This window comes from Acidobacteriota bacterium (assembly GCA_016716905.1).
In the GTDB taxonomy this organism is placed as follows: domain Bacteria; phylum Acidobacteriota; class Vicinamibacteria; order Vicinamibacterales; family SCN-69-37; genus SYFT01.
In genome coordinates this window covers 1-17036 of sequence record JADJUS010000011.1, presented here as the reverse complement: position 1 = coordinate 17036, position 17036 = coordinate 1, and the positions used below count along the sequence as shown (strand labels likewise).

The 17036-nt window shown below is 65.1% G+C and carries 12 protein-coding genes; 7 read left to right on the top strand and 5 right to left on the bottom strand.

All coding sequences use genetic code 11. The features are described from left to right. From IPL75_13590 to IPL75_13575, 4 genes are all read right to left on the bottom strand, one after another. On the bottom strand, window positions 1–370 hold a 370-nt coding region (locus IPL75_13590; protein MBK9241259.1), incomplete at its 3' end, for a dipeptide epimerase. Further along, window positions 367–1389: a DUF1611 domain-containing protein gene (locus IPL75_13585; GenBank protein MBK9241258.1), complete on the bottom strand. Its 1023-nt coding sequence runs from the start codon at window positions 1387–1389 to the stop codon at window positions 367–369. The genes IPL75_13590 and IPL75_13585, both read right to left, overlap by 4 nt. Window positions 1390–1419: 30 nt before the next feature. Further along, window positions 1420–1647, bottom strand: a complete 228-nt coding sequence (locus IPL75_13580) for a hypothetical protein (GenBank protein ID MBK9241257.1) — start codon at window positions 1645–1647, stop codon at window positions 1420–1422. Continuing rightward, window positions 1628–2245 carry a hypothetical protein gene (locus IPL75_13575; GenBank protein ID MBK9241256.1) on the bottom strand — a complete coding sequence of 206 codons (618 nt, stop codon included), beginning with the start codon at window positions 2243–2245 and terminating at the stop codon, window positions 1628–1630. Before IPL75_13575 ends, IPL75_13580 begins: the two co-directional genes overlap by 20 nt. Before the next feature lie 146 nt (window positions 2246–2391). Here IPL75_13575 and IPL75_13570 point away from each other — a divergent pair, with 146 nt between their 5' ends. The 7 genes from IPL75_13570 to IPL75_13540 all read left to right on the top strand — a co-directional run bounded on the left by IPL75_13570 (window position 2392) and on the right by IPL75_13540 (window position 13217). Next, window positions 2392–3762: an iron-sulfur cluster-binding domain-containing protein gene (locus IPL75_13570; GenBank protein ID MBK9241255.1), complete on the top strand. Its 1371-nt coding sequence runs from the start codon at window positions 2392–2394 to the stop codon at window positions 3760–3762. A gap of 6 nt (window positions 3763–3768) precedes the next feature. Next, entirely contained in the window at window positions 3769–4653 is an 885-nt protein-coding gene (locus IPL75_13565; protein ID MBK9241254.1) for a hypothetical protein, read from the top strand. A gap of 356 nt (window positions 4654–5009) precedes the next feature. Then, window positions 5010–5909: a DmsE family decaheme c-type cytochrome gene (locus IPL75_13560; protein MBK9241253.1), complete on the top strand. Its 900-nt coding sequence runs from the start codon at window positions 5010–5012 to the stop codon at window positions 5907–5909. 4 nt (window positions 5910–5913) lie between these two features. Next, window positions 5914–8193 carry an MtrB/PioB family outer membrane beta-barrel protein gene (locus IPL75_13555; GenBank protein MBK9241252.1) on the top strand — a complete coding sequence of 760 codons (2280 nt, stop codon included), beginning with the start codon at window positions 5914–5916 and terminating at the stop codon, window positions 8191–8193. A gap of 92 nt (window positions 8194–8285) precedes the next feature. Further along, the gene (locus IPL75_13550) at window positions 8286–10700 is read left to right on the top strand and encodes an ABC transporter permease (protein MBK9241251.1); all 2415 of its coding nucleotides are present in this window, start codon (window positions 8286–8288) and stop codon (window positions 10698–10700) included. 83 nt (window positions 10701–10783) lie between these two features. Beyond that, on the top strand, window positions 10784–12937 hold the full coding sequence (locus tag IPL75_13545) for an ABC transporter permease (protein ID MBK9241250.1): 2154 nt from the start codon (window positions 10784–10786) through the stop codon (window positions 12935–12937). Continuing rightward, window positions 12846–13217, top strand: a complete 372-nt coding sequence (locus IPL75_13540) for an FtsX-like permease family protein (GenBank protein ID MBK9241249.1) — start codon at window positions 12846–12848, stop codon at window positions 13215–13217. Before IPL75_13545 ends, IPL75_13540 begins: the two co-directional genes overlap by 92 nt. 9 nt (window positions 13218–13226) lie before the next feature. On the opposite strand, the gene IPL75_13535 is transcribed toward IPL75_13540, so the two are convergent. Continuing rightward, window positions 13227–15413, bottom strand: a complete 2187-nt coding sequence (locus IPL75_13535) for a hypothetical protein (GenBank protein MBK9241248.1) — start codon at window positions 15411–15413, stop codon at window positions 13227–13229. Window positions 15414–17036: the final 1623 nt, after the last annotated feature.

Here is a 17036-nt window from a genome sequence, read left to right as displayed (position 1 = left end):
CCGTGGTGAGGGGATGAAGCGGCGGCAAGCCCGCCATCTCCCAGGCCCGAACCCCTGTCTGCTTGGCGCGCAGGTCCCAGAGTGCGCAGTCGACGGCATTGCGGGCTCCGCCGGAGGGCAGCAGCGCGGCCAGCGCGTCGCCATCGAGATCCGCACGCAGGGCCGGCGCAACCGCTCGGATGGTCCTCGCCATGCCTTCCGGTGTTTCGTCTTCGTAGTCCACCCCGGCCGCTTCAGCTCGACCCTGTCGCCCTTCTGCATCCGTGAGCGTGAGGTGGAGCAGCGGAAGGTCGGCTATTGTCTCGCGCGCAATCTCGAACGGCTCGAGCAGCGGCCAGCGTTCAAGCGCCAGCGCGACGTGCAACGTCATTGAGATTCCGGCCGCCGCGGTTGAAGGAGTCGCTGCGCGATGGCGTCAACGCCGGTGCGCACGGGGTCGCAGATGGGAAGGTCGAATTCCGCGGCCAGTCTCGATTGGTACGCCAGCCACTCACGCTCGTCGAGCGACGAAGAGTTGATCGCGATGCCGGCGCAGCGCACGTCGGGGTTCGTCAGTCGCGCGGCTTCCAGGTACCGATCAATGGCGACGCCCAACGAGGGAGGTATGCGTGTGGGTAGTCTTCGATGGTGTCGTGACGGGTCGTGACATAGCACGATCGCGTCGGGCTGCGAACCGTGAATCAGTCCGAGTGTCACGCCGGCGTACGCCGGATGGAAAAGTGCGCCCTGGCCCTCGATCACATCCCAGTGATCGGGGTCGTTTGCAGGCGAGAGCAGTTCCGCCGCGCCGGCCACGAAGTCTGCCACGACGGCGTCCACGGCGATGCCGTCTCCGGCGATCATGATGCCCGTTTGGCCCGTCGCGCGGAAGGTCGCCCTGGCGCCGGCTGCATGCAGCGCGCGCGTTAACGCGAGCGCGGTGTATTTTTTCCCCAGCGCGCAGTCTGTGCCGACGGTGAGCACACGTTTGCCGGGGCGTTTGATGCCGGTGCCGGTGGGCAGCACGCGATCAGTCGCGCGCACGTCAACGAGGCGACCGCCGCCCCGGGCGGCAGCCTCCACCAGTTCAGGGAAGCTCGTCAGCCGTGTGTGCATACCGCTCACCACATCGAGGCCATGATCGAGCGCTTCCACAAGCGGAGGCAGCCACGTGCGAGGCAATTGTCCGCCAACCACTGCGACGCCGATGACCAGCGACCCCGCGCCGGCCAGGGCTGCTTCCTGTGGACGCAGAATCGGCAGGCCCAGCGATACAGTGCCCTGGGGCAGACGACACTCGCCGATCACGTCTGTACCGCACCAGTCGCGCAGGCCAAAGCCCGTCTTGGCGTCGGATGCTAGCGTGACGTCGGCAAGGAATATCAGGTACGGTTTGCGCAGGATGGGCACAGTGCAAGATGTGCCCCCGCCGGGCCATTGTCAACCAGTCGAGGCTGAAGGCTCGACCCGTCCGTCCGACGGCGCATGGCCCTTGGCAGGCGGCGCGACGGCCGCTCCGTCGTGGCGGGCGGCGCCGGTTGCTGCTCCCGCGTGAGGCGCGGTCTCCACGCGTGTGCCTGCGGCCGCAGCAGGATCGGTGAAGTTCTCCCGGTACCAGCGTCCGTAGTGGTGCGAGGCCCAGTGCCGATCAACGGATCCCGTGATCATGCCACTCAGTCCCTTCCTCGTGCCGGGATTGACCAGCGCCATGAAGAGGTGTCCGAACAGCACGGGGGTCGCCAGGGCCGCCATCGTCAGATGCAGCACCCACGCGGGGAATGCGAACTGGTGCGACCAGATCATCAGGCCCGTGCACAATCCGATAGAGCGGCACGGTGACCGTCAACACCATGAAGTTGAGTTTTTCGCCTGCGTTGAACTTCCCCTGTTCGGGAAGGATGATCGACTTGCTGAACGTGGCGGGGCCCGTGAGCAACAGCCACTTGAGGTCGGCCAGCGTCCAGCGCCAGACCTCGCGGATGTTGGCCATGTGGATCGCCACATCGTACCAGTGCCGCACGATGACCCAGAGCGGAAGGACGCAGAGGGCGAGGCCGGATAGCCGGTGCGTCCACGAGAAGGCGAGGCGCCACGGACGTTCGGGATGCGGGTTGTAGATCGCCATCAAGACGATCGCGGTCACGTAACAAACCATGAACGGGATGGCGACGGCCCAGTGGATCTGGCGCTCCGACATGCGGAAGCGCAGGATCTCGCTCGAGAATGTTGGAGCCGCTGGAATAGTGGCTGCTGTCGTTTTTGACACGGCGTGTGTGAAATTGTTCGGCAGTTTCTTTACGATTCCAGGGGCGAAACGACCTGATTCGCCACTGACCCCTCTGTGCTGCAAGTCCGATACCAGACCAGGGCCTTCACGAATCTGGCATCGACCCTTGCTTCGGTCCTCTCACCTTGCAGTCCTGGCAGCCAGAATCCTCAGTCCTCGCGTTCCTGACCACCATTCACCTCGCGCTGGTCGTTCTGCGGGTGCATCGCAGTCACATGTCGGGGCCATTCAGTCTCGTGGGCGTCGTGTCACTGTTGTTCTCGGCGTCACCGTTTCTGCTCCCCACTGTGATCGGCATTGCCACCGGATTTGGTGCGCACCTCGTCTGGTTCCTTGCGTGTGAGGTCCTGGTGCCGAAATCCTCGTCGGCCCCCGCGCGTGCGGTACCACCACCGTCCGCGCGGCCGATGGTGGCGGTCACCCGACCGGTGGTGACCACACCCGCCCCGAAAACTCGGAGCCGTGATTTTGTGCTGTGCCCGGTCCTTCACGTCATCCAGGAGACGCCTGATATCCGGACCTTTCGCATTGGTCGCCCCGAGGGCTTTGACTTCAGCGCGGGGCAGTTCATCGCCGTGCGGGTCCGCGCGGAAGGCAAGGAGCACGTGCGCTGCTACTCGGTCAGTTCCGCTCCCGCTTCGCGCGGGTTCCTCGGGATTTCTGTCAAGCGAGTTGGCCTGGTGTCGGGCACCTTGCACGCCACGCTGCGGCCAGGTTCGATGCTGGCGGTTATGGCGCCGGCCGGCGCGTTCTTTTATCCGGGCGGTGAAGACCGTCCGCTGGTGCTGATTGCCGGCGGCGTCGGGATCACGCCGCTGATGAGCATGCTGCGCCATGCGGTGGAGACGGAGCCCACCCGTCCGGTGTCGCTCTTCTATTCGGCCAAGACGGCGGCGGACGTGGCGTTTCGCGAGGAGTTGAAGTTCCTGGGTCATCGTCACCCCCAACTGCGGGTGATCCAGGTCATCACGGGATCGGCGCCACCGCCCGAGCAACCGCCGGGGCGCATCAACGAGTCACTGATCGCCCAGACGATTCCCGACCTCGCGCATGCCTCGTGTTTTTTGTGCGGCCCCCCGCCGATGATCGACGCGATGACCAGCCTTCTGGCCGCGCTCGGCGTGCCTCCCACCCAGATCCATTTCGAAGTGTTCAACCCTTCCGTTGCCGCTGCGGCGGGCCTCTCGCCCGCCGGGGCCAGCGCGGCGGCGCCGGCTCCGGCCCCGGCCCCCTCTGGCGCACATGAAGCCACGTTCGAGCGCAGCGGCGTGATGGCCCGCATCTCCGGCGGCCAGACCCTGCTTGAGGCCGCTGAGTCCTGTCACGCTTCGATTCCGTCGCTCTGCCGTGCCGGTGTGTGCGGCACGTGCCGCACACGGGTGGTGTCGGGCGATGTAGACTGCCAATCCAGCATGCTCGATGATCAGGATCGTGCAGATGGTTACGTTCTGGCGTGTGTCTCGAGACTTAGAAGTGACTGCACGGTTGATGCATAGGCCTGAATGAAACCAACCGTATCGGAGGCGCTGGGCCACGTCCTGGTGTGGAGTGCCGCCGCCATTCTGATTCTCGGCGTGTCCGTGTTGTGGGGACTTGGCGGCTGGGAGTACTACGCCACGCCGATCGCCTTGCGAAACTACCGTCCCGAGTACCGGATGTTGCGTCCGTCGGGCATGGCCGGCCATCTTTTTGGCGTCGCCGGCTTCATCCTTATGCTGGTGCCGGTGGCGTATGCGATGCGCAAGAAGATGGCGCGCCTCCGCAACGCCGGCAGCATCAAGACGTGGCTCGAAGTGCACATCTTCTGCGGCATTGTCGGACCGGTGCTGGTCACGCTCCACACTTCGTTCAAGTTCAACGGGTTGGTCTCGGTGGCGTACTGGTCCATGATCCTGGTCACGCTGTCGGGCTTCGTGGGGCGTTACCTGCGCGTGCGTATTCCCCGCAGCCTGCGCGGCATCGAGCTCACCCACGACGAACTCGACGCGCGAGCGGCTGCGTTGAGCCATCAACTGGCCGCCGACGATCTGCCGCCCGCGCTGCTGGCCAAAGTGACGGCGTTCGAAGACCGGTTGGTCCCGCTTGAGGGCCGGCACCGGCGACTTGTCGGTCTGCTGGCGGGCGAGTGGCGCACGCACAAGGAGTTCGTGATGCTCAAGCGCGAGTTGGCGCATGCCGGCCTTGACGAGCATGTGCTGCACGACGCCGTGCATGTCATCGCGGATCGTGCCGCGCTGATTCGTCAGACCGCCTACCTGGAAAAGACGAAGAAGCTGTTCAACTTGTGGCACGTCTTCCACATGCCTCTCGTGTACGTGATGTTCGTCATCGTCGTCCTCCATGTCGGCGTCACGCTCTACCTGGGGTACATCCCCTTTCTTAGCTAGGCGGAGTCCGGCGCCGTGTGGCGCTGCCCCTGACCACCCCTCCGCGCTGAACGCGGCCGTCCGTGTCCTGCCCCCCCCCCGCCGCGATCCGGCACCCCTGCCTGGCGGCGCCGGCCGTTGGGAAGCTCCCATAACCACGTCGGCACGGTGTTTGCGGGTAGGTGCAGCAGGTTACTCGCCGGAATTATTCGGACCGAGGGTTTGCAGGAGGTTGGCATGGGCAGATACATCCCCAGAAACGGCCCCAAAGCGTTGTGGGCTTGTGGGTTGGGTCTCTGGTTGGTAGGAGCGATTGGCGTCAGGGTGGTGATGACTTCGGCGGCGATCGCCCCCCCGTCACTGTTGAAAAAACAGCGGTGGAGCCGAAAGTTCCGCAGCCTGTCGCTCAGCAGTCGGCGATGGCTGCGGCCTCGACACCGATTGATGTCGAACAGTGCACCACCTGCCATGACAAGGCCGGCAGTGAGGCATTCAAAAACAGCAAGCACGGCGAACTCACACAGAGTTGTGCCAACTGTCACGCGAACGCGAGTGAACACGCGAAGGCGCAGGCCGACGGCCGGACGGATGGCCCGGTGCCGACGCTCAAGAAGCTCGACGCTCAGGAGAGCAACGCGATCTGTCTTAGCTGCCACGAAAAGGCCAATCAGGCCAGCTTCCTGAGCAGCATGCATGCGCGCCGCGATGTGGCCTGCTCCACCTGCCACAGCGTGCACGCCTACAAGTCAATCAAGGGCCAGCTCAAGACCAAGACGGACACGGAGACCTGCGTCACGTGTCACAAAGCCGAACGGAGCGAACTGAACCGGACGTCGCATCATCCCGTGCGCGAAGGCAAGATGGGCTGCGCCAGCTGCCACAACCCGCACGACGGCGTGCGCCCGAAGATGATCAAGGCAGAGTCGGTCAATGAACTCTGTTACACGTGCCATACCGAGAAGCGCGGGCCATTCCTGTTTGAGCACGCTCCGGTTCGTGAAGACTGCGTGTCCTGTCACCAGCCGCATGGATCGAACCACAAGTCGATGCTCACCTCGAAAATGCCGAATCTGTGCTGGAACTGCCACATCAGCGGCTCCGGTCACTTCGGGTCCGGTGACAACCTCTCAACCGAGGCGGGCGTACGTTCCGCGCCGCCAGCAGCGCCCACCGGCTTCCCCACCGTCAACTCACGCTTCATTGAGAGCGGGTGTACGAAGTGCCACTTGAATATTCACGGCTCCAACTCGCCCTCCGGCGCATACTTCGTGAGATAACCCCATGAAAAAAATACTGAGAGTAACGGCGCTTATCGCCATGGGGCTTCTCGTGGCGGGTTCATACGCGGCGGCGCAAGAGGCGCCCGCCAAGACCTCCGGCGGCAAGATCGTCTTCGGCGCACTGAGCGTCAAAGACATCTCGTCGGCGAAGTTCGACGAGTACCGCGAGGTGCCCAAGGGCATCTCGATTCCGTACGCGAACGTCTTCAGTCGCAAGGACGGATTCCTCTTCGACTTCCACGCGTTTAACGTGCGCCAGTCCGACCAGCGTTACACCGGCTGGCTGAACTCGGGCAGGGTGGGTCTGTTCTTCGACTACAACCAGATTCCCCACAACATCGGAAACAACGGACGCACGATGTTCTCCGAGAGCGCTCCAGGCGTGTGGACGATGAGTACGTCTCTGCGCCAGGTGCTCCAGACGGCCAACGACACGCGGCTCCCAACCGCAAAGCGGACCGTGGATTTTTATGACAACCTGCTGGGCCCCACGCTGGCGTCTGCCAACGTGATGGACCTGCTGGGCCTCCGCAAACGTGGCTCGGCTGAGCTCACATACGGCGGCGGCGACGCGCCCTATGCGCTGGCCGTCACCTACATGCGCCAGGTCAGATCCGGCTATCGCCGACTGAGCGGCGGCAACGTCCGCAGCCAGGTCAACCCGTCCTACGAGGTGCCGGAGCGTTCAGACGACGTGGTCCAGGACTTCGGCTTCCGCGCGGCGTACAACTTCACAAGAGGCAACGTGCACGCGGCGTTCAATCGCAACCTGTATGACAACAACGCCGAGACGCTGACCATCGACAACCCGTTCCAGGCGGTTGATGTGGTCTCCACCAGCACGCTGGGTGGCCCCTCGCGCGCCCTGTTTGTCAACGCGCCCGACAACGAGGCCAGCACGGGCTCGGCCGGGTTCCTGTTGAAGTTCGCCAAGCAGACCCGCCTCAGTGGCGACGTCGCGATGGGGCGGTGGACACAAAACGCCGCGTTCTACCCGTACACCATCAACTCGGTGATCCTGACGGGCACCGGACAGCCGGCCAACCTCGTCTCGTCGCTCCAGAAGCCGTCACTCAACGGCAAGATCAACACGACGACGGTGAACCTGAACTTCTCCTCGCGCCCCGTCAAGGCCCTGGGCCTCCGCGCCAGTTACCGCACCCATGACCTCACCAACAAGACCGACCGCTGGGTTATTTCCGGCGACACGTCGGGGAATCCGGATCGGGCCTGGGTGAACACGACCATCGCGGCCGATGCACCCTACGGGCATCTGACCGCGAATCCGTACGACACCAACACGAAACGTCTGCTCGCGGCCGCCACCTACGACTTCGGCGACCTCACGGTTGAAGGCGTGTTCCACAATACGAAAATCACGCGGACCTATCGCGAGGCCACCAAGGGCGAAGACACCGGGTACCAGGCCGCAGCGATCTACCGCAGCAGCGATCTGGTGAGTCTGCGCGCCAAGTACGAGGACATCTCGCGAACGGCGGAAGGCGAGACGTTCTACGGGTTCCAGGCTGACGAGGCCGAGCGTGACACCAAGCGCGCCTCGGTGGCCGTGATCCTGTCGCCGATCAGCACCCTCGACCTGAGCTTCGACTACGGGAAGCGTCACGTCGAGTTCACCAACCGGCCGAATCGGCGAGCCACGTCAGCGGGCGCACCGGAGATTCCGGACACCCCGGTGGGCCTGCTGGACGCGAAGTACGACACCTATACAGTAGAGGTCGATTTCACTCCGAACGACCGGGCCGCTGTCGGTGCGTACTACACGTACGAAAAGGATCGTTCCACGAATCAGTGGGCCACACTCACGGGCACGGCACTCAACAACCTGGTCAACTACGCGGGCAGTGACAAGACCGACACCTACGGCGCGAACGCGGTGTTCCAGATCGTGCCGGAGAAGTGGACACTGTCGTTTAACGCGATGCACCAGAAGGTTGATGGCCTGATGGACATCACCGCGCGCGAAGCCGGTTCGTTTTACACGCCGGGTCGCACGACGCTCATTCTGCCGGGACAGGGCGGCGCTGCGGACATCGTGGACTACGACGACACCGAGTTGACCACCGTCGTCGCGAACCTTGATTACAACGTGGCCACGGACTGGAAGATCAGCATGGGGTACTGGTTCGAGAAGTATGACTTCCGGGATGCGTTCACGCAGGGCAGTCTGCTCATGCCGCAGAGCGTGTACATCTTCATGAAGCCCGACAACGGCCCGTACAAGGCGCATGTGGTCTACGCGAAGTTGAGCTACGTGTTCTAGCAGCAAAGAGTCTGGTTGTGGGCCGGCACCATCACGGTGCCGGCCCATTTTTTCGTCTACGGCCTCGCCGGCGGGTGCACTACACTTCCGGCATGTTCCAACTGAAGATCGCGCTCCGGTCCCTGCGGCGCCAGCCGTCCTTCTTTGCGGCCGCGGTGGGCGCGCTGGCCCTTGGAATCGCGGCGCCGACGGCGCTGTTTGCCGTCGTGCAGGCCACGATGCTGCGGCCGCTGCCGTACGTGGGTGCCGACGACATCTACACAGTCCGCACCGCGATGACCGACGGCAGGTTCACCATCGGCATGGTCGCCTCCGAGGAAATCTCCTCCATGCGACGCACCACCGATCGGGTCACCGCATCGTCGCTTGTTCGACGGGTTGACGACATCCTGATCGCCGATGGTCGCGAGGCCCGCGAGGTGGTGGCGACCGGCGTCACGGAAGGGTTCTTTGATCTGTTCGGTCTGCCGATGGCCGCAGGCCGCGCCTTCCAGCCGTCGGATCATGCCAACCGAACCGTGCGCTCCGTCGTGTTGTCGAACGAGCTCTGGAGGAACGGCTTCGGTGCGGACCCGCAGATTGCCGGACGTACGATTCAGCTCGCCAATGGCCCGGCGCTGGTGGTTGGCGTGGCCCCTGACGTCTTTGATGCGCCGGCCGACGCCGACCTGTGGTTTGCCGATTTCGTTGGTGAGAGCATCTCGCACATGTTCGACGCGTACGTGCGCTTCACGCCTGACACAACACCCGAACAGGTCCACGCGGTACTGGGACCCATGTGGGACTCGCTTGCGCAGAAGTATCCCGATCAGGCAAAAAACCGGGTCTTTGTCTTCCGTCCTCTGCTCTCGGCACTGTTGGGCGATCTTGGTCCAACGACCCTCATTTCCTTCGCGGCCACCGCGTTGCTCCTGCTGCTCGCCATGGCCAACGTGACCAATCTGCTGTTGGCACGTGGCGCCACACGAGCGCGCGAGATGGCGGTCCGCATCGCCATCGGCGCCAGGCGATCGCATCTCATCCGGCAGTTGTTGTCCGAGTCAACGGTCATTGCCGTAGCGGCCGCAGCCATTGGTGTACCTCTCGCGTATGCGGCCATCCGCGTCATCGTGGCCGTTGGAGGCGCATCCATTCCGCGCGCCGAGGGGCTGACGTTTGACCCGACCGTGGCCGTCTTCGCGGCCGTCGTCATGATGCTGGCCGGAATCAGTGTGGGTGTCGCCCCGGCGTTGATCGCTGCCGGCACCAGTGTCACAAGCATGGCCAATCACGGCGGACGCAGTGGCATGACCGGCGTGCGCACACGACGCCTGCTGGGCATCCTCGTCGTGTCTGAGGTGGCACTTGCGATCATGCTTGTGGCCGGCGCGGGCCGGCTCCTGCTCAGTGCCCGAAATCTCCTCGCCGTTGACCCGGGATTCGCCGCACAGGGGCGTCTGCTCGTTGAGGCGCTGCTGCCGCGCATGCCGTATGGTGCCGACCCTGCGCGGAACAGGGCGTGGTCATCGGACATCACCGAACGCTTGACGCCACTGGGTGTGACGCACGTCGGCATGGCCACAACCGTGCCGCTTGGGCGCGAATGGGACTCCACCACGTTCACCGATATCGTGGGTCGCCCAACGGAGCCGCGGTTCAGGCCGAACGGCCGCTCGCGCATCGTGAACCCGGCGTTCTTTGGTGCGCTGGATATTCAGGTGATTCGCGGGCGTCCATTCTCTGAGGGCGACCGCATTGATACCGATCCCGTGGTCATCGTCAACCGCACCTGGGCCTCGCGATTTCTGCCACCCGACGCCGACCCGCTCCGAGAGCGACTCTCCGGGCTGTTCTTCCGTCGGGTTGGTGACAAGTTTGAGCCGCAGACTGCGGCCATCATCGGCGTGGTCGAGGACGTGCGTTATGCGGGACTCGACGACCTTCCAGAGCCGGCGATCTACCTCGTGGATGCCCAGCGGCCCCCATTGCGCCGGAACTACATCCTGACCACCGCCGGTGCGCAACCGGAACTCCTGATTCCACAGATTCGCGCAGTGTTTCAGCAGATGGATCCGAACGTTCCCATCCGTTTCGAATTGATGGACGAGGTCGTCACTCGTTCGCTCGTGTGGTCGCGCCTGGGTGTGTTCCTGATGAGTACGTTTGGTGTCATCTCGTTGCTCCTGGCCGGGACCGGAGTATTCGGAGTACTCGCGTTTGTAGGCGCCCAGCGTCACGGAGAGATGGTCGTGCGCCTCAGTCTGGGCGCCACACCCGGACACGTGTTCGGCCTGATGCTCGCACAGGGCACACGGGTTGTTGCGGCGGGTGTGGTGGTCGGCGCCGGCCTTGCGTGGTGGATGGGACAGCTAATGGCGGGATACGTCTACGAGGTCGCCGCTGCCAACCCGATGGTTCTGGGCAGCAGCGTGGCAATTGTTGCGGTGGTGGGACTGGGCGCCGCGCTCGCACCTGCTTACCGGGCGTCAAGAATTGAGTTGGGAATCGGCCAACAGCCTGATCTGTAGTGGGGAGCTCGCCGCCAGCCGAAGTGGGTTGCACATTATGTGGACGCATCAGGCGGCCGGGTGTTTCGGCCATACTCACTCGCATGTGGACTGACCTGCGACACGCGTGGCGCGCTCTCTGGCTGGCACCCGGGTTCACCCTGGTAGCCCTGGCCGTGCTGACCCTGGGCATCGGCGCCACCACCGCAATGTTCTCTGTGGTGGACGCGGTGGTGCTCAAGGCTCTGCCATTCGAGGACGAATCCCGGCTGGTGAGTGTGCTCGAGGTGACGCGGACCACCGGCCGACCGGGTCCGGCGGCGCCACAGAACTTCCTCGATTGGACGTCGCGCACCAAGTCGGTCTTCGAAGATCTAGGCACGTTCGGCCGCAGCGCTTTCGCACCAGCCGACCCGGAACTCAAGGCCGTGGAGGTCCGCGGCGTCAGCGCCAGCCTGCTGCGAGTGCTGCGTGTGCGACCCTCGCTGGGCGCGGTGTTCACTGCGGAACAGGAGAGCGAAGGATTCCACAGGGTGCTGATCATCAGTGACGCCCTCTGGCGGCGTCGCTTCGCTGCTGACCCTGGAGTGGTGGGCAGAACGATCCCTGCCGCCGACGGGCCATGGCAGATTGTCGGCGTGTTCGCGCCCGACTTCGGATATCCGATGCCGCAGGCCGGAGTCGAGTTTGTGTGGCACCCGTATGTGCCGCTGCGTGAGGACCGCGACCGTAACGCCCCAGGCAAAGCCTATTTCCTGACGGTGATCGGCCGGCTGGCGCCTGGGGTGTCGGTGCCTGAGGCGCGCGCCGGGATGGCCGCAGTGACCGCGGATCTGGCTCAAGCCTACCCGGCCTGGTTTGAGAACCGTACCAGCACCGTGATGCCGTTGCGCACCTGGCTGGTAGGCGACGCGGGCCCAGCGATGCGCATGCTGTTGGCGTCGGTCGCCATGCTGTTGCTCATCGCGTGCGCGAACGTGGCCAATCTCGTCCTCGCGCGGTCTACGACCCGCGCTCGCGAAATCGCGGTGCGTTCAGCGCTTGGCGCCTCGCGCTGGGTGTTGACGCGTGGACTGCTCGTCGAAGGCCTGCTGCTGTCGGCGACGGGCGCCGCCCTCGGCGTGCTTGCCGCGTGGTGGAGCGTGGAAGCGATCGGGGCGCTGCTGCCTCCGACCCTGTTCAGATTGTCGGAAATCGCGATCAACGCGCGTGTCCTCGCCGTCGCTGTGTCCACCAGCATCGTCACTGGAATCGTGTTCGGGCTGCTGCCGGCGTGGCAGCACTCCCGGTCAAATGTGTCCTCGACGCTGGTGCAGACCGCCGGAGGCGGCACGAGCGGCGCGACCCGTCGCCGGCTTCGGACGGGCATCATGGTGGCGGAAGTGGCGCTCGCCGTCGTCCTGCTCGTGGGCGCGTCGCTGTTTCTGGCCAGCTTCGCAAACGTGATGCGTCTCGACCTGGGTTTCGACTACAAGCCGCTCACGATGGTGCGTGTCAACGCGATTCTGCGATCGGTGCCGCCCGAAGGGCGGGCCGCCGAGCGAGAGCGGGCGTCGGCCGTTGTGGAAGACGCGCGAATGTCGGTGGCGGGCGTCTCAGGCATTGAGGCCGTCGCGTTCATGGGGACTGGCGGGGCGCCGCTGTCGGGTGGCTCGGCGGCCACCGCGCTTCGAGTTATTGACCGCCCGGCGCTCGCCAACACGGAAAGCAGTGTGGAAATCAAAGCTGTGTCGGCAAACTACTTCGACGTGATGGGCATGACGATGGTGCGTGGGGATGGGTTCGGAGGGGCCACCCGCGCAGCGGTTGGGCAGAGCGCAATCGTGATCAGCGAACTGGCGGTTCAGCGATTCTTCGGGGGCGATGATCCGATCGGCCAGTCCGTGCAGACCGGCGATGGCACCGTGCGCACGGTCACCGGCGTGGTTCGGGGTTCACGCGTCAAGGGGCCGGAAGTGGACGTCGTGCCCGAGGTGTTTGTGCCGGTCGGGCCAGCCACAGGCATGGGTGGCGCGTTGATTGTGCGCACTCGTCGCGGCGCCACGCCATCTCCCGCGCAACTCAAGGCGGCGGCGGAGACGGCCGGAACCGTGCGCGTGGGAGCGGTCCAGCCGTTGAGCGCCCTGTTCGACAACCTGCTCAAGCCGCGGCGTCTGGAATACTGTGTTGGTCGCGGTCTTCGGCGCGCTCGCGCTGGCCATCGCCACGATCGGCATCTATGGCGTGATGTCCTACATCGTCGCGCAACGGGCGCGTGAGGTCGGCGTGCGGATGGCGCTCGGCGCGCAACCGTCGGATGTGCGGAACAGCGTGCTCAGGGAAGCCGCCGCCATCCTCGCCGCTGGCATCGTCATTGGCACGGCCGTCGCGACGATGGCCACCAGGGTCGTGGCGTCATTCCTCTTTCAGGTCGAGCCTCAGGATCCGTGGCTCTACGCTGCGGCTGTTGGGGTGCTCGCGCTGGCCGGCCTTGTCGCGGCACTCATCCCGGCGGTCCGCGCGTCTCGCGTCAATCCAATCATTGTGCTGCGCACTTGAGCGGCCTGATCACCGCTCCAGTGATTCGACGATGCGGCGATAGTGGGCGAGCTTCGAGAGTTGGTCGGCGGTCGGACGACCGGTCCACCGATCAACTTCGTTGTAGAGCGCACTGAGCCGGCCGGCCACCTCTCGCGCCAGCCGCCGCTGTTCCGCCAGCGCAGGGCTGGCGGCGGCAGTGGCCAGTTTCGCGGTGACGGCGACGGCGCGGGTGTAGAGTTCGCCGGCCGCCGTCTGCGCGGCGCGCCACTCGCGCCGATCGTCGAGCGGGATGTCGATGCGCGGATCCTCGCGAACGGTCATCGTCTTTTCGTGGGTCTGTCCATCCACGCGCAGGCGTACGGTGTAGTCGCCGGGCGCCACCCACGGCCCCTGCATACGACCGCCGCCAGGCGCCTCATCATCTGTTGTAGCGGCCGTCGCCGCGCCACCAGCCGCCAGATCGGCATGCCGGAGATTCCAGGTGGCGCGATTCACCCCGCGCTGTTTCGTCGTGGCCACGCGGCGTACCTCGGCGCCGGCGGCGTCGTGAATCGTGAGCACGACCTCGGTGGGCGATCCGCCAATCCAGTAGTCGATGGCGCCGCCTGCGGCCGGATTCTCGCCGCGAAACACCATGTCGCCCATGTGCGCCTTGAGACTCGAGTAGCGAATCATGGCGGCCGGTTTGGGGGTGAACAACGCCGCCGCTGACGCAGCCACCGCCGGCGTCAGTTCCTGCAGCGCGCTCACGCCGTCGAGAATCCACACGCCACGCCCGTGCGTAGCCAGCACCAAATCTTGCTCACGAGGATGCACCAGCAGGTCGTTGATCGCCAGCGTCGGCAGGTTGGCGCCGAGCGACACCCAGTGCGCGCCGGCATCGATCGACACAAACAGTCCGAACTCGGTGCCCAGATACAACAGTGCCGGATTCCGCGCGTCTTCCTGATCGTGCGCGCGACGCGCTTCGCGGGCAGGTCTCCAACGATTGACGTCCAGGTCTGGCCGAAGTCCGTCGATCGGTAGACGTAGTTCGTGAAGTCGTCGCTGCGGTGATTGTCCACCACCATGTAGACCGTGCCATCCGCGTGACGGGAGGGCTCCGAGGCCCGAGAACCAGGCGCCCTTGGGCAGGCCCGGCACTCGCGCGTCCACGTTCGCCCAGGTCTTCCCCTCGTCGCGCGACACTCGCAACCGCCCGTCGTCGGCCCCCACGTAGACAAGGCCCTTCACTCGCGGCGATTCCGCCAGGGCCGAGATCGTCGGCCAGTAGGGCACGCCGTCATCGAGCGATAGTGTGTCGTCGGTGGGCAGGCGCTCCATGATTGGCAACGACCGTCGATCGACGCCGGTCGTCATGTCGCCCAGGTCCTCCCATGTCGTGCCCTGATCCCGGCTTCGAAACAGGTGCTTGCCGCCGGCATAGATCGTCTTCGTGTCGTGCGGCGAAAGCAGGAACGGCGCGTCCCAGTTCGCAGGGTGCATGGCGTTGCCCAGCTCCGGCGCCGGCAGCTTCTGCGCGTAGATGTCAAAATTGCGCCGGCCGCCAATCGCGCCCGTGGGGTCTCCGGGACGGACGCTGGAGCTGTGCCAGGTTGCAGATCGCCCCGGGCGAGACCCAGAAACTGCGAGGCGGAATAGACCCGTCGCGGATCGTCCGGGTCGGGCGCCACAAAGAATCCGTCGCCGCCGCACAGGCGCTTCCAGTCTTCGTTGAGGGATGCCGGTCGTCTGATGGGTGGCGCTCGGTCCCATCCAGCAGCCGTTGTCCTGGAAGCCGCCGTAGATGTTGTAGGGCACCGCGTTGTCCACCGCGACCCGGTAGAGCTGGCTGACCGGCAGTGACGGGATGTAGAGCCACTTCTGCCCGCGATCGTGCGAAATGCCTATTCCGCCATCGTCGAGCTTGATGATGTGGCGCGAGTCGCGCCAGTCCACCCAGACCAGGCGGTCGTCGCCATGCAGCGATTGCCGCGCGGGCCGGAACGTGACTCCGCCGTCGTCGGAGTAGCTGAACGTGTTGACCATGTAGATGCGCTGGTCATCGTTGGGGTCGACCAGGATCTGGCTGGCGTACATCGGGCGCGGATTCCAGTCGCTCTTGAACGTCCAGCGCTCGCCTTTGTCGTCCGAGCGATATACGCCGCCCTTGCGGATGATGTACGCGGTGGAGGCGTTGTACTTGCCGCCCTGTTCGATCGACACGTAGACCACGCGCGGATCCTTGCGGTAGATCGAAATGCCGATCCGTCCGTATTCGCCGGCCGGCAGGCCGTTGCCGCCCAGCTTGCGCCATGTGGCGCCGCCGTCCGTGGATTTGTGCAGTCCGCTGCCAGGCCCTCCGCCGTCGAAGCCGAACGCCGTGCGCCGGCGCTGATAGGCGGCGGCGTACAGCGATCTGCGGGTCGGATGGATCCATCGCCACGTCCACGACGCCGGTGTCGTAGTTGACGCGCAGCACCGGCGTCCACGTCCGGCCGCCGTCCGTGGTGCGATACAGGCCGCGCTCGTCATTGGGTCCCCACAGATGGCCCATCGCCGCCACGAACGCCACGTCGGGATTTGACGGGTGCAGCACGATGCGACCGATGTGATGTGAATCGCGCAGGCCGACGTGTGTCCATGTTTTGCCCGCGTCGGTGGACCTGTAAACACCGTCGCCCCACGACGAACTCTGCCGGTTGGCCCGTTCACCCGTGCCCACCCACAGGATGTCGGGGTTGGACTGATTCACGGCGATGGCGCCAACCGAGTGCACGGCCTCCTTCTCGAAGACGGGCGCGAACGTGACGCCGTTGTCGGTGGTGCGGAAGATGCCACCCGTGGCGCTGGCCGCGTAAAACGTGTACGGGTCGCGCTCGACGACCGCGAGGTCCACGAAGCGGCCGCTCATGTTTGCCGGGCCGATGGTGCGGAACCGGAGTGCGGACAGATCGGCGGCGGTCACCGGCGGCGGCACGGCTTGTGCGGACACCACGGCGGCGCTCGCCAGAAGGGCAAGCAGGGAAAGGACTCGTCTGGGCATTCCGGCAGAGAATACCAGACGGCCGCGCCAGCAGAAGTGCTGACCTGGGCGGAGTTGATGGACGCAGCTTCCAGCCTTCGCCTCGACCGTCCGCGGAAATCGGGCGGGACCGTGGGCTGAAGAACCGGTCGTAGGATGTTGCGCGAGATGGGATCGCCTCTGATTCGTGGAAGGCCATCGCCGAGTATCTGGCTTCGCGCGACTACCGGATCCGTTCGCGCTGAGACAACGGCTGTTGCTCCCGAAGTCCACCCTCCCCCGACGCCTCCTGTTTCGGCGCCTCGACGGATCTTCTGGTTCCTGACGCTTGCGTCTCCGCGATCATTACCTTTGGGGTTGAGTTGGACCATGCTTTCGCCGGTGGCAACCGGACAGATCGCGAAGGCCGTTGTGACCCAGACCGGTGTCACCGCCATTGACGATAGGGCGCTGAGATGTGGCGCCACCACACGTTCCTGCCGATCACCTGACACTGCTCTCGGAATCGGTGGCCGAACCCACGCAGGTCATGCGTTCCGCACCGTCAGGCGTTTATGCCCTTCCTCCTACGTCGTCAGACGGCCTGACTCGACGCCGGGGCCGGGGACGTTTGGGGTTGCCCCCTCACGCCTATCGTCCGCGCGGCCGAAAACAACCTCGGCACCATGTCGGGCGTGAATACCGAAAGCCGGGTAAGCTGTGCGTCATGGCGCGACCCAGACTGCTTCTTGCCGGCGTCCTCACCTCCTCCTCGTCACCATCGTCGCGCTGCCTGCCCGGCAGGTGGCGACGCCTCCTGATCGCTTCGGGCGCTGGCGTGGGCGGCGCTCACG

Excerpts from the sequence above, each read along its gene's own strand:
- IPL75_13580 (MBK9241257.1), bottom strand. The coding sequence starts at position 1,647 with ATGATCACGGGATCCGTTGATCGGCACTGGGCCTCGCACCACTACGGA.
- IPL75_13565 (MBK9241254.1), top strand. The coding sequence starts at position 3,769 with ATGAAACCAACCGTATCGGAGGCGCTGGGCCACGTCCTGGTGTGGAGT.
- IPL75_13555 (MBK9241252.1), top strand. The coding sequence starts at position 5,914 with ATGAAAAAAATACTGAGAGTAACGGCGCTTATCGCCATGGGGCTTCTC.
- IPL75_13550 (MBK9241251.1), top strand. The coding sequence starts at position 8,286 with ATGTTCCAACTGAAGATCGCGCTCCGGTCCCTGCGGCGCCAGCCGTCC.
- IPL75_13545 (MBK9241250.1), top strand. The coding sequence starts at position 10,784 with ATGTGGACTGACCTGCGACACGCGTGGCGCGCTCTCTGGCTGGCACCC.